General features: G+C 72.5%; 5 protein-coding genes and 2 pseudogenes. 4 read left to right on the forward strand and 3 right to left on the reverse strand.

What is annotated here, in order from left to right; all coding sequences use genetic code 11:
* Positions 1 to 40: 40 nt before the first annotated feature.
* Positions 41 to 946 carry a tetratricopeptide repeat protein gene (locus tag B1205_RS28670; protein WP_089158448.1) on the forward strand — a complete coding sequence of 302 codons (906 nt, stop codon included), beginning with the start codon at positions 41 to 43 and terminating at the stop codon, positions 944 to 946.
* Positions 947 to 1,012: 66 nt separating this feature from the next.
* Positions 1,013 to 2,206: an arginase family protein gene (locus tag B1205_RS28675; RefSeq protein ID WP_369597322.1), complete on the forward strand. Its 1,194-nt coding sequence runs from the start codon at positions 1,013 to 1,015 to the stop codon at positions 2,204 to 2,206.
* Positions 2,207 to 2,281: 75 nt separating this feature from the next.
* Here B1205_RS28675 and B1205_RS28680 read toward each other — a convergent pair whose 3' ends face one another.
* Complete coding sequence (locus B1205_RS28680) at positions 2,282 to 4,246, reverse strand: penicillin-binding transpeptidase domain-containing protein (RefSeq protein WP_089158449.1); 1,965 nt, start codon at positions 4,244 to 4,246, stop codon at positions 2,282 to 2,284.
* Between the two features lie 288 nt (positions 4,247 to 4,534).
* Here B1205_RS28680 and B1205_RS28685 point away from each other — a divergent pair.
* Positions 4,535 to 9,482 (forward strand): annotated as a pseudogene (locus B1205_RS28685) (NAD-glutamate dehydrogenase).
* A 76-nt stretch (positions 9,483 to 9,558) separates the two neighbouring features.
* Here B1205_RS28685 and B1205_RS28690 read toward each other — a convergent pair.
* Positions 9,559 to 10,308, reverse strand: a complete 750-nt coding sequence (locus B1205_RS28690) for a class F sortase (protein ID WP_441338593.1) — start codon at positions 10,306 to 10,308, stop codon at positions 9,559 to 9,561.
* Between the two features lie 163 nt (positions 10,309 to 10,471).
* Positions 10,472 to 11,656 carry a hypothetical protein gene (locus tag B1205_RS28695; protein ID WP_089158450.1) on the reverse strand — a complete coding sequence of 395 codons (1,185 nt, stop codon included), beginning with the start codon at positions 11,654 to 11,656 and terminating at the stop codon, positions 10,472 to 10,474.
* A 485-nt stretch (positions 11,657 to 12,141) separates the two neighbouring features.
* Between B1205_RS28695 and B1205_RS28700 the strand changes: the two are divergent.
* A pseudogene (locus B1205_RS28700) lies at positions 12,142 to 13,892 on the forward strand (glycoside hydrolase family 6 protein).
* Positions 13,893 to 13,909 lie beyond the last annotated feature (17 nt).

Consider the following 13,909-nt stretch of genomic DNA (forward strand, 5'->3'; position numbering starts at 1 on the left):
TGAGCTGAGTTCGGTGCGACCCGTGCGAGACTAGACAACCATGAGCGACCCACGGATCACCTCGTCGATCTTCACCCGCGGCGCGGTCGACCTCAGCGCGCTGCGCACCCCCGCACCGGCCGACACTCCGCCCGCCACACCGTCCGAGGGCGGTCCGATCACGGCAGCCGCCGGCTCGGCCGCCGTGATCGACGTGACCGAGGCGAACATCCAGTCCGAGGTGCTCGAACGCTCGCTCGCCACACCGGTCGTGGTCTTCTTCGGCGCCGCCGGCTACCCGGAGAGCGACCAGTTCGCCCCGGTGCTGGAGCGGCTCGCCGCCGAGGGGGGCGGGGCGTGGCTCCTGGCCCGGGTCGACGTGCAGCAGCAGCCCCGGCTCGCGCAGATGTTCCAACTCCAGTCGCTGCCGACCACCTACGCCATCGTCGGCGGTCGCCCGGTCGACGCGTTCCCGGGCGTGGTGACCGAGCCGCAGCTCCGGCAGTGGCTCCAGGCCGTGCTCAAGGCCGCCGGGGTCACCGTGGCCGAGCCGGAGGACCCCCGGCTCGACGCGGCCGACGACGCGCTGATGAGCGGCGACCTCGACGCCGCCGAGGCGGCGTACCGGAAGATCCTGGCCGAGTCACCGGCGGACGCCGCGGCGGAAGCGGGGCTGGCCCAGGTCGGGCTCGCCCGCCGGGTGGCCGGCGCGGACCCGCAGGGCGCGCTCGACGCCGCGGCCGCCGCCCCCGACGACGTGGCCGCCCAGCTCCTGGCCGCCGACATCGAGGTGCTCAGCGGCCTGGCCGAGCAGGCCTACCAGCGTCTGGTCGGGGTGGTCCGGCGGACCGCCGGCGACGAACGTGACCAGGTGCGCCAGCACCTGATCAGCCTGTTCACCATCGCCGGCCCGGACGACCCCGCCGTGGCCTCTGCCCGCCGAGCCCTGGCCAGCGCATTGTTCTGAGTTCATCGCACCGCCCGCGCGGGCCGGCGCACCGCCGGCCCGCCCGACCTCCGAGGACGGGAGCCCATGATGCGCCGGATCGCCGTCCTCGACGCCCCGACGAACCTCGGGCTCCGGCCGCCCACCGCCAGCTCCGTCCCCGGCTGCGCCAAGGCGCCCGGCGCGCTGCGCGACCACGGCCTGCTCGCCCGCCTGCGGGCCCGCGACGCCGGCTGCCTCACCCCGCCCCGGTACGACCCCGGCGACTGGCGACCCGGCGACGGCGTCTGCCACGCGCCGGAGATCTCCGCGTACTCGCTGGCGTTGGCCGACCGGATCGGCGCGATCATCGACCGGGGCGAGTTCCCGCTGGTGCTCGGCGGGGACTGCTCGGTGCTGCTCGGCTCGGCACTGGCCATGCACCGGCTCGGCGAGGCGGTCGGCGGGCGGATCGGCCTGGTCTTCGTGGACGGCCACTCCGACTTCCGGCACCCCGGCAACGCGTCCTACGTCGGCGCGGCGGCCGGGGAGGACCTGGCGCTGGTCACCGGGCGCGGGCAGCCGGACCTGGCCGCCATCGAGGGGCGGCGGCCCTACTTCCGCGACATCGACGTGGTGGTGCTCGGCATCCGCGCGCAGGACGAGTACCGCCTCGACCTCCAGGCCGCCGGCATCACCACCCGACCGGTGCCGGCGTTGCGCGCCGAGGGCGCGGCCCGGACCGCCCAGTGGGCGCACGAACAGCTCGTCGACTGCGCCGGCTACTGGGTGCACATCGACGTCGACGTGCTCGACCCGGCGGTGATGCCGGCCGTGGACGCGCCCGACCCGGGTGGGATCGCCTTCGCCGAGTTGGAGATCCTGCTCGCCGGGCTGGTGGACACCCCGCACTGCCTCGGCGTCGAGCTGACCGTCTTCGACCCCGACTACGACCAGGACGGGACGTACGCGGCGGAGATCGTGAACACGGTGGTGGCCGGGCTCGCCCCGGTCGTCGCCCCGGGGGCGCTCCCGCCCCGGCTGCTGCCGGCCGGTCCGGCCGCGCCGGCCCCCCGTGGCGGCAACGGCCGCCCGGCGGAGCGCGGGACGGCGACCCGGCCCGTGCCCGCGGCGGACCCGGCCGGCCCACCGCCGGCAGCGGATTCCTTCGGCCCGCCGGCCGCTGCGGCTCCGATCGGCCCGCCGGCCGCTGTGGCTCCGATCGGCCCGCNNNNGGAGGCCGACGGCCCGCCCCTGGGGCAGCCGCCGATGTGGCTGCCGGACCCGTCCCGGACGGCCTGACCGCCGGGCCCGGCCTGCTGCGCCGCGTGGCGGTGCCGGCGGCGGAGACCCGACCGGCCGAGGAGGCGCCGCCGGTCAGCGGGTGAGGCCGCGCAGGAAGCGCTCGGCAATCGGCACCGCGCTGGCCGTGCTGGCGCCGCCCTGCTCGACGAAGACGGCGAAGGCCACGTCGCCCTGCCAACCGACGAACCAGGCGTGGGTGTGCTTCGGGTCGTTGTCGTACTCCGCCGTGCCGGTCTTGCCGTGCACCGGGTCGCCGGGCACGTCCGCCAACGCGGCACCGGTGCCGTCGGTCACCACCTGGCGCATCATGGTCTTCAGCGCCGCCACGGACTCCGGCTTGAGCGCCGGCCCGGCCGGGGCGGGCCGGCCCGGCGCGGGGTCGAGCAGCAGCTTCGGCTGCTCGAAGCGGCCCCGGGCCACCGCGGCGGTCGCGCCGGCCATCGCCAGCGGGCTGACCAGGGTGGTGCCCTGGCCGATCGCGGCGGCGGCCTGCTCGGTGCGCCCGCCGTTCGCGGAGACCTTGCCGGTGAACACGTCCGCGCCGAGATCCCACGCGGCCTCCAGACCGAGGGTACGGCCGGCCTGGGCGAGCCCGTCCGCGCCGAGTTGCGGTGCCAGCGCGGTGAAGGCGGTGTTGCAGGACTTGGCGAAGTCGGTGGCGAACGGCACCGAGCCCAGCTCGAAGCCGTCCGAGTTCGTGAAGATCCGGCCGTCGACGTCGGACGTCTTCGGGCAGGCCACCGTGGTCTGCGGCGTCACCGCGCCCCGGTCGAGCAGGCCCAGCGCGCTGACCATCTTGAACGTCGAGCCGGGCGGCACCTGGGCGGTGAAGGCGAGGTTCTCGCCGGCCGCGCCGGGGCCGTTCGCGGCGGCCAGCACGGCACCGTCGCCGACCCGCACGGCGACCAGGGCGGACCGGCGGGTCTGGCCGCGCAACGCGGCATCGGCGGCGTTCTGGGTCGCCACGTCCAGGGTGGTCTTCACCGGCTGCCCGGCCTGCGGGGCGCTGCGGAACAGCTCGTTGCCGGTGGGCTCGGTGGCGCCCTCCGCGGTGGGCCGCTCGGTGATCACGGTGATGCCGGGGACACCGCGTAGCCGTTCGTCGTACCGGCCCTGGAGGCCGCCGTGGCCGACCAGGTCGCCGCGGGCGTACCGGTCGGGGTGGGCCTGGAGGTCGTCGGCCTGGGCCGGGTCCACGGAGCCGAGCAGCGCCCGGGCGAACTCCCGGGTCGGTGCCAGCATGAGCTGGTCGGCGGGGAACCGGGTGCCGGGCAGCTCGTAGATGCGGGGCTTGATCTGCCGGTACGCCTCGTTGCGCAGGGTGACCACCTCGACCAGCGCGTCCCGGTCCGCCTCCTTGAGGCGTTTGGGCAGGTCACCGAGGTCGACCGGGGGGTCGAGCGGGGGCCGGACCGCCTTGAACGCGGCGTCGAGCTTCCGCACCAGCCCGGGCACGTCGGTGACCTCGGCCGGCGCGACCTGCACCCGCACCACCGGGCGGGGCACCACGATCGGCTTGCCGGCGGCGTCGAGCACGCCGGCCCGGGTCGACGGCTCGCGGCGCAACGCCAGGCGGTCGTTGCTCTCCAGCTTCTCGTGCACCACGCGTGGCTCCCAGATCACCTGCCACTGGTCGTCGCCGCCGTGTTTGAGGCGTACCGGATTGTCGTAGGCCCAGTGGGCGCCGCCCGGAAGCGTCCAGGTCAGCCGGACCCGGGCGGTGGCGATGTCACCGGCGGTGGTGATCTCGCCGGTGCGCGCCAGCTCCGGCGGGGTGGCGGCCAGCTCGCCGGAGAGCGCCCGGAGCTGCTTCGTCACCTCGGCGGCCGGCACCCGCCCGCCGGTCGGCTCGATGAAGCCGACCGCCTGAAGGTCGCCGGAGCGCCAACCGCTCAGGAAGGCGTCGACGGCGCGCTCCGGACCGTCCTCGCCGGAGCACCCGGTCACCGCGCCGGCCGTCAGCAGCACGGCGGTCGCCGTCGCGCAGAGGCGGTGACGGGTGTGGAAGCGGGGGCGGACGGGGTACGAGACGGGCATGAAGCGGTCCCTCCGGTGCGTAACTGCCCTGCACGCTAGTACGGCGCGCGGCTCCCCACCGCCCCGCCACCGCCTGCGGCGGAGTGACAAGTGGCATGTGGCAGGGTGATGAACATCGCCAGTCGGGGTACTCCGCGACCGGCCGACCACGGACCCGCAGCAGGTGAAAGGGCGAAGTCCCGATCCGGACGTCCGGCCAGTGGTCCGCCGACCGAGGGACACAGCGGCAGGGCCTAGGCTGGGCGGCAGAGTGACCCACAACGCGGTGGGTCGAGGGGAGTGGCACCGATGGACCGGCGTCCGGCGATCAAACCGGGACCCGATCTCCAGGCTGACACCAGCCAGGACGACGACAGCTTCGATTCGGCGACCGATGGGGACGGTTTCGGCCGTCTCGACACAGGGGTGACCGGGATGACCGGTTCCAGCATCGACACCCTCTACGACCTGGGCCTGCCCACACAGGCGCTGGTCGACGAGTCAGAGGACGCGGAGCTGGACGAACCCGTACCCAACGCGGAACGGCTGGTCGCCCAGGCGGTCGCGCTGGCCGGCGAGGACCACGACGCCGCGACCCTGGTGGGCCGCTTCTGGCGGTTCGCGCCGGACGAGGAGTTGATCGGCTTCACCGCCGAGGAGATGCTGGAGGCGGCCCGGGNGAGCCGGACGCCGAGCAGCACCACACCGTCGTCGAGATCGTCACCGACGACATGCCGTTCCTGGTCGACTCCGTGACCGCGCTGCTGAACTCCCGCCACCTCGACGTGCACCTGCTGGTGCACCCGCTGGTCGTGGTCCGACGCGAGCCGTTGGGACGGCTCGCCGAGGTCTCCGCCGACGTGGAGCCGGACGACGCGATCGCCGGCGACCTGGTCGAGAGCTGGATGCGGATCGAGATCGACCCGGTCCGTGACCCGGGCGAGCGGGAGGCGCTGCGCCGCGAGTTGCAGCGGGTGCTCACCGACGTGCGGGAGGCCGTCGAGGACTGGCCCAAGATGCGCCAGCGGGCGATGGCACTCGCCGACGAACTGGCCGCCGCGCGGACGTCGGAGCGCCGCCCGCCGGTGCCGGAGAAGGACATCACCGACTCCGTCGAGCTGCTGCGCTGGCTCGCGCACGACCACTTCACGTTCCTCGGCTACCGGGAGTACCGACTGGTCGACACGGACGGGGCGCGCGGCGGGCAGGCGCTGGAAGCCGTCCTCGGCACCGGGCTGGGCATCCTGCGCTCCGACTCGCCGGAGGCCCGGTCGCTGGCCTCGATGACGCCCGAGGCGCACGAGAAGGTGCTGGAGAAGCGCCTGCTCATCATCACCAAGGCCAACTCGCGCGCCACCGTGCACCGGTCGGCCTACCTCGACTACATCGGCTTCAAGATCTTCAACGAGGCCGGCGAGGTGGTCGGGGAGCGGCGCTTCCTGGGCCTGTTCTCCACCGCCGCGTACCGGACCAGTGTGCAGGAGCTGCCGGTGGTCCGGCGGAAGGTCGCCGAGGTGCTGGACCGCTCGGGCCTGAGCCTGCGCAGCCACTCCGGCAAGGACCTGCTCCAGATCCTGGAGACCTATCCGCGCGACGAGCTGTTCCAGATCAAGACCGACGACCTCTACCACGCGGTGATCGGCGTGCTGCGGATGGCCGGTCGCCGGCAGTTGCGGGTGTTCCTGCGCCGCGACGCGTACGGGCGGTTCATCTCCTGCCTGATCTACCTGCCGCGGGACCGGTTCACCACGCAGAACCGGCTGCGCATGCAGGACATCCTGCTGCGCGAGCTGAACGGCGTCGGTGTCGACTACACCACCCGGGTGACCGAGTCGATGCTGGCCCGGGTGCACTTCATCGTTCGTACCGACCCGAACAACCCGCCCGGCGACATCGACGCCGACCTGCTGGCCGAGGAGTTGGCCGACGCCACCCGGCTCTGGGACGACGACTACCGGCTGGTGCTGGAGCGCAAGCTCGGCGACGAGCAGGCCAAGCACCTGTTCAGCCGCTACGCCGACGCGTTCCCGGAGGGCTACAAGGACGGCCACACGCCGTACGAGGCGATGAAGGACCTGGCCAAGCTGGAGCTGCTGGAGGAGCCAGGCCAGCTCGAGATGCACCTGTTCCGCAAGCAACTGGCGCCCCGCGCCTACGGGCGGGCGGCCGACGCCGACGAGGCGATGGACGTGCGGTTCAAGGTCTACCGGTACGGCGAGCCGATGATGCTCTCCGCCGTGCTGCCGGTGCTGCACTCGCTCGGCGTGAAGGTGGTCGACGAGCACCCGTACGAGGTGGAGCGCGTCGACGGCCGGATCTGGCTCTACGACTTCGGGCTGGAGCTGCCCGAGCGGCACCAGGACCTGGCCGAGGTGCGCCCGCACGTCGAGAACGCGTTCGCCGCCGCCTGGCGGGGCGAGGCCGAGGTGGACGGCTTCAACGAGCTGGTGCTCCGGGCCGGGCTCACCTGGCGGCAGGTGGTCGTGCTGCGGGCGTACGCGAAGTACCTGCGGCAGGCCGGCACCGTGTTCTCCCAGGAGTACATGGAGCAGACCTTCATCGCCTACCCGCGCATCGCCGAGCTGCTGGTGCGGCTTTTCGAAACCCGGTTCGCGCCGGGCGCGACCACGATGGACGAACGCCGGCGGCGCAGCGACGAGCTGGTCACCGCGATCGGCGAGGCGCTGGACGAGGTGGCCAGCCTCGACCAGGACCGCATCCTGCGTGCCTACCTGACGCTGATGCAGGCGACGCTGCGCACCAGTTTCTACCAGAAGCCGCCGGCCGGGCGGCCCAAGCCGTACGTCGCGTTCAAGCTGGACCCGCAGGCCATCCCGGACCTGCCGGCGCCCCGCCCCAAGTTCGAGATCTTCGTCTACTCGCCCCGGTTCGAGGGTGTGCACCTGCGGTTCGGGCCGGTGGCCCGGGGCGGGCTGCGCTGGTCCGACCGGCGCGAGGACTTCCGCACCGAGGTGCTCGGCCTGGTCAAGGCGCAGATGGTGAAGAACGCCGTGATCGTGCCGGTCGGCGCCAAGGGCGGCTTCGTGCTCAAGCAGAAGCCGGGCGACCGGGACGAGGCGGTGNCGGCGAGATCGTGCCGCCGGCGGACGTGGTCCGGCACGACGGCGACGACCCCTACCTGGTGGTGGCGGCGGACAAGGGCACCGCGACGTTCTCCGACATCGCCAACGAGATCTCCACCGCGCACGACTTCTGGCTGGGCGACGCGTTCGCCTCCGGCGGCTCGGCCGGCTACGACCACAAGAAGATGGGCATCACCGCCCGGGGCGCCTGGGAGTCGGTGCAGCGGCACTTCCGGGAGATGGGGCACGACACCCAGACCCAGGACTTCACCGTGGTCGGCGTCGGCGACATGTCCGGCGACGTGTTCGGCAACGGGATGCTGCTGTCCGAGCACATCCGGCTGGTGGCCGCCTTCGACCACCGGCACATCTTCCTCGACCCGGACCCGGACGCGGCCAGCTCGTTCCGCGAGCGCAAGCGGCTGTTCGACCTGCCCCGGTCGTCGTGGGAGGACTACGACCGGGAGCTGATCTCGGAGGGCGGCGGCATCCACCCGCGTACCGCGAAGTCGGTGCCGATCACGCCGCAGGTGCGTGCGGCGCTCGACCTCGGCGACGACGTCACGCAGCTCAGCCCGCAGGAGCTGATGAAGGCGATCGTCACCGCACCGGTCGACCTGTTCTGGAACGGCGGCATCGGCACCTACGTCAAGGCGTCGACGCAGACCAACGCCGAGGTCGGGGACAAGTCCACCGACGCCATCCGGGTGGACGGCCGCGCGCTGCGCTGCCGGGTGGTCGGCGAGGGCGGCAACCTGGGCTTCACCCAGGAAGGCCGGATCGAGTACGCCACCAGCGGCGGCCGCATCTACACCGACTTCATCGACAACGCGGCCGGGGTGGACTGCTCCGACCACGAGGTCAACATCAAGATCCTGCTCAACACGGCGGTCGCCGACGGGGAGCTGGACCGGCCGGAACGCGACGAGCTGCTGGCCGAGATGACCGACGAGGTCGCCGAGCTGGTGCTGCGGGACAACTACGACCAGGCCCGGGCGATCAACAACGCCCAGGCGCAGGCCGCCTCGCTGCTCCCGGTGCACCGGCGGATGATCCACGAGCTGGAGCGCTCCGGCGCGCTGAACCGGGCGTTGGAGGCGCTGCCGCCGGACGAGGAACTGGCGGTCCGCACCGAGAACGGGCTGACCGCGCCGGAGTTCGCGGTGCTGCTCGCGTACGTGAAGATCGCGCTGGAGCGCGAGATCGTGAGCGAGGGGCTCGCGGACGAGGAGTGGACGACCGAGGTCCTGGTCAACTACTTCCCGACGCCGCTGCGGCAGCGCTTCGCCGACCGGATGGGCCGGCACCGGCTGCGCCGGGACATCGTCACCACCGTGCTGGTCAACGAGGCGATCAACCGGGGCGGGATCTCGTTCGTGTTCCGGGTGGTCGAGGAGACGGCCGCCTCCGCGGCGGACGTGCTGCGGGCGTACGTGGTGGTCCGCGAGGTCTTCGGGCTGCGGGACCTGTGGGACGCGGTCGAGGCGCTGGACAACAAGGTGTCGCCGGAGTTGCAGACCGCCGTCTACCTGGACACCCGGCGGCTGCTCGACCGGGCGGTGCGCTGGCTGGTCACCAACCGGCGCTCGCCGATCGACGTGCCGACCGAGATCGCCCGGCTGCGCGACGGCGTGGCCCGGCTCCTGCCCGAACTCACGGACCTGTTCTGGGGCACCGAGCGGGAGGCCATCGCGGCGCACGTCGAGGCGCTGGCCGGCAAGGGGCTGCCGCGGGAGCTGGCCGATCAGGCGACCCGCCTGATGTACAGCTTCGGCCTGCTCGACATCGTCGAGACGGCCCAGTCCAGCGGGCGGGACGTGAACGAGGTGGCCTCGGTCTACTTCGTGCTCTCCGACCGCTTCCGGGTGGACGCCCTGCTGTCGAAGATCTCCCTGCTGCCACGGGAGGACCGCTGGCAGACCCTGGCCCGGATGGCGCTGCGCTACGACCTGTACGCCGCGCTGGCCGCGCTCACCGCGGAGGTGCTCGGCTCCACCTCGGACAGCCTCACGCCGGCCGACCGGGTGCAGGAGTGGGAGCAGGCGAACGCCACCTCGATCCACCGGGCGCACCGGGCGATGGGGGAGTTCGACGAGTCCCGCGCCGACCTGTCCGCGCTGTCGGTGCTGCTGCGCCAGATCCGCACCCTGGTCCGGACGTCAGCCGCGGCTTGAGTGTAAGGCGGGGCCCCCTGTTAACGCCTGCGGTATAGGAGGGGGCCCCGCTTAACACCCCGACGCGCCGCGCCGGTCATGCGGTCATGTGTGCGTAGACGACGATGTTGTTGAGATAGCTGCCGGCGGTCCGGTCGAACACCCCGCCGCAGGTGACCACGCGCAGGCCGGGCACGCCGGACGGGCCGTAGACCTGCTCCGCCGGGAACGCGGTCTTCGGGTACGACCGGACCTCGTCCACGGTGAAGGTGACGGTCGAGCCGTCCTGCCGGGTGACGGCGATGGTGTCGCCCCGCACCAGCGCCCCGAGGCTGAAGAAGACCGCCGGGCCGAGCTTGGCGGAGTCGACGTGGCCCACGACGACGGCGTTGCCGACCTCGCCGGGGCTCGCGCCGGGGGAGTACCAACCCGCCTTCATCGCCTGGTCCAGCGGCGGCACCTGGACCGTGCCGTCCGGGTTGGTGCCGAGCGTCATGATCTCGGCACGTACCCCGATCCGGGGGATCGAGATGGTGGTCGGCACCGACCGGGGCAGCGCGACCGGGGCACCCGGCGGTAGCGCGGGTGCTCCCGGTGCTCCCGGTCCGGTCGGCGCTCCGGGGGGTGCCGGAGCTGCGGGTGTGGTGCCCGGTGCGGCCCTGGTAGGACCGGGTGATGTCGGGGTGGGGCTGGATGGTGTGGGTTGGGCGGGGCCGGACGGTGTGGGCCAGGTGGGCCATGCGGGCTCCGAAGGACCCGACGCGGTCGAGGGGACGTCCCACGGCGCGGTGTCCTCGACGTCCGCGTCGCCGGCCGCCGCCGGGTCGGCGGAGTCCGTCGTCGCCACCGGGCCGCCCTGCGCGATCGGCTGCGGCGGAGTGGGCGGCGGCACGGTGCGGAACGACGCGCCGATCAGGCCGGAGCCCACCATGGCGAGCAGGACGACGACGGCCGCGCCGGCGGCACGCCACGGTCTCCCGTGACGGCCGCCGGCCCGGGTCGTCGTCCGGTCAGGCCAGGTCACCGGCCCGGCGCCGGCGCAGCAGCACCAGACCGCCCAGCGCGGCGGCACCGATCATGCCCGCGCCACCGGTGGCGAGACCACGGTCCACGCCGGTGGTGGACATGCCGCCGTCACCGCCGTCGACCCCGCCCCGCGGCAGGACCACCAGCTCGCCCTCGCCGCAGGAGCCGCTCAGCTCGTACCGGCCCGGACGGACGTGCTCCGAGACGTGGGCCTCGCCGTAGTAGACGAAGTCCTCCCCGTGCTCCCAGCCGGCCTCGTCGCGACCGTACCCGTCACCGCCCTGCCACTCGCCGCCGTGCTCGTCCTTGCCGTCCTTACCGTGCTCGTCGCCGTACTCGGCGTCCTTGCCGGCGGCGGCTTCCTCGCCCTCCTTGCCGTGTTCGGCCTCTTTGGCGTCCTTGCCGTGCTCGGCGTCTTTGTCTTCCTTGCCGTGTTCGGCTTCCTTGCCGTCCTTGCCGTGTTCGGCGTCCTTGGCTTCCTTGCCGTGCTCGGCTTCCTTGCCGGGGCCGCCGTGCTCGGCCTCCTTGCCGTGTCCGTCCTTGCCGTCACCGCGAGACTCGTCGCCGGCCCAGTCGGAGGCGTCCCAGCCCGGTTCGGCGTCCTGGCCGTGCTCCTCGTGGCCCGCCCAGTCCGGTGCCTGGTCCTCCGGGTCGGCGACCAGGCCGCCACCCTTGCCGCCGGGCCGAGGCGCGTCGGCCGGCGGCTGTGGCGTGCCGGGCTTGCCCTGCTCGCCCTTCCCCTGCTCGTCCTTGCCCTCCTCGGGGCCCTTGCCGGCCTCGTCCTTGCCCTCCTCGGGGCCCTTGCCGTGTTCGTCCGGGCCGTGCGCGTCCTTGCCGTCCGGGCCCTGGTCCGCGTCCTCGCCCCAGTCGCCGCCGTCGCTCCGGTTGCCGTGTTCGCCGCCGTCGGCCCAGTCGCCGTGCTCGCCGTCGCGGGCCGGGTGGAGGTCGACCTTGCCGGTCACCTTCGACCAGACGTAGGCGTGCTCCTGCGGCTCGGGGCAGATCTCCAGCAGTTCGACGGTGTCACCCGCCTTGACCACGTGCGGCTTGGTGATGACCTTGCCGTCGTCGTGCCCGCCCGCATAGGCCATCCCCGGGGTGAACACGAGAAGGCTCGCACCGCCCAGAGCGGCACCCGCGACGACCTTCCCGAGCATCTTGTCAGCCATACCAGCGTCACTCCATCCCTGTTCGTCCTGAGCCCGACGTCAGTCGAGCTACGGCCGACGTTAGACCCTTTCGCGACTTATTCGGGGAAAGATTCGTTTTTAGGAGTTTGCCGATGATGTGGCTTTCACGCGTGCCGAGCCGCCCCGCGCCCTCTTTGCGCCTTCTGTGCTGCCAGCGCCGGGTAGGGTCGACGAGCGCATCGAGGCATTGCCATGGAAGCGCTCCCATGCAAGAATCGCTGCACGCGGTTCGGGGAGCCACACCGCGAGCACGGACGTCGAGGGCAGCCGGTCTCACCGGAACGACGTCGGGCTCCCTCGGCCGGTCCTGCGGACCGGTTGGCACCACCACCCCTTCACGCCCGTCCGGGTCGGGCGTCCCCCCGAAGTGACCCATGGCGCGTCCGGTCGTTCCCGCAGGACGACCGCCACCGCCATTCGCCGGGCCGTACGCGGATCCGGTCTCGCCCAAGGAGATCAGTGGCATGAATCTGTGGAGAAGGCTGTCCGGCCGGAGCCGGACGCTCGCGCTCAGCGGCGCCGGCGTCCTGGTGGCCGGTGGGCTGGTGACCCTCCCGGTCACCGCGGCGCAGGCCGCGACCCAGTGCAGCGTGGACTACACCACCAACGACTGGGCTGGCGGCTTCACCGCCTCCGTGGTCATCAAGAACCTCGGTGACCCGCTCACCTCGTGGAACCTCGGCTTCACCTTCCCGAACAGCAGCCAGCGCGTGCAGCAGGGCTGGTCGGCGAAGTGGACCCAGAGCGGGCAGAACGTCACCGCGCAGAACGAGTCCTACAACGGCTCGCTGGGCACCGGCGCCAGCACCACCCTCGGCTTCAACGGCGCCTGGAGCGGCAGCAACCCGAAGCCGACCCAGTTCACGCTGAACGGCACGGTCTGCAACGGCGGCACGCCGCCCACCAGCACCCCGCCGACGAGCACGCCGCCGACGAGCACCCCGCCCACCAGCACGCCGCCGACGAGCACGCCCCCCACCAGCACGCCGCCGACCAGCACCCCGCCGGGGCAGAAGGTCGACAACCCGTACGCCGGGGTGAAGGGGTACGTCAACCCGGAGTGGAAGGCCAAGGCCGAGTCGGTGACCGGCGGCAGCCGGGTGTCGAACAACCCGACCGCCGTCTGGCTCGACCGGATCGCCGCGATCAACGGCACCCCGGACAGCAGCTCCAACGGCTCGATGGGCGTCCGTCAGCACCTGGACGCCGCACTCGCCCAGGGTGCCGGCTACATCCAGTTCGTCATCTACAACCTGCCCGGCCGGGACTGCTCGGCGCTCGCCTCCAACGGTGAGCTGGGCCCGGACGAGCTGCCCCGCTACAAGTCGGAGTACATCGACCCGATCGCCGCGATCCAGGGCGACGCGAAGTACAAGAACCTGCGCATCATCAACATCATCGAGATCGACTCGCTGCCCAACCTGGTGACCAACACCTCGGGCAACGCGGGCGGNACGCGCTGGCGAAGCTCGGCGCGCTTAGCAACTCCTACAACTACATCGACGCCGCGCACCACGGCTGGATCGGCTGGGACAGCAACTTCGGCCCGGTCGCCGACCAGCTCAAGGCCGCCGCCGTCGCGTCCGGCAGCACGGTGCGCAACGTGCACGGCTTCATCGTGAACACGGCGAACTACTCCGCGCTCAAGGAGCCGTACGTCAAGGTCACCGACTCGGTGAACGGCCAGACCGTGCGCCAGTCCAAGTGGATCGACTGGAACCAGTACGTGGACGAGCTCTCGTTCGCCCAGGCGTTCCGGACGAAGCTGGTCTCGGTCGGCTTCGACAGCAACATCGGCATGCTGATCGACACCTCCCGCAACGGCTGGGGCGGCTCCGCCCGGCCCACCGGCCCGGGCCCGTCGACCAGCGTGGACGCCTACGTCAACGGCGGCAGGATCGACCGGCGCTACCACACCGGCAACTGGTGCAACCAGTCCGGCGCGGGCCTCGGCGAGCGGCCGAAGGCCAACCCGGAGCCGGGTATCGACGCCTACGTCTGGGTGAAGCCTCCGGGTGAGTCGGACGGCTCCAGCAAGGCCATCCCGAACAACGAGGGCAAGGGCTTCGACCGGATGTGCGACCCGACGTACACCGGTAACGCCCGCAACGGCAACAACCTCTCCGGCGCCCTGCCGGACGCGCCGATCTCCGGCGCGTGGTTCGCGGCCCAGTTCCAGCAGCTCATGCAGAACGCGTACCCGCCGCTCTCCTGAGCCGCGGCCGAACCACC

Origin of the sequence: Micromonospora sp. NBS 11-29 (assembly GCF_002140155.1) — a bacterium.
GTDB lineage: Bacteria > Actinomycetota > Actinomycetes > Mycobacteriales > Micromonosporaceae > Micromonospora.

Coding starts and splice junctions, on each gene's coding strand:
- B1205_RS28670 (WP_089158448.1), top strand. CDS start 41: ATGAGCGACCCACGGATCACCTCGTCGATCTTCACCCGCGGCGCGGTC.
- B1205_RS28695 (WP_089158450.1), bottom strand. CDS start 11,656: ATGGCTGACAAGATGCTCGGGAAGGTCGTCGCGGGTGCCGCTCTGGGC.
- B1205_RS28680 (WP_089158449.1), bottom strand. CDS start 4,246: ATGCCCGTCTCGTACCCCGTCCGCCCCCGCTTCCACACCCGTCACCGC.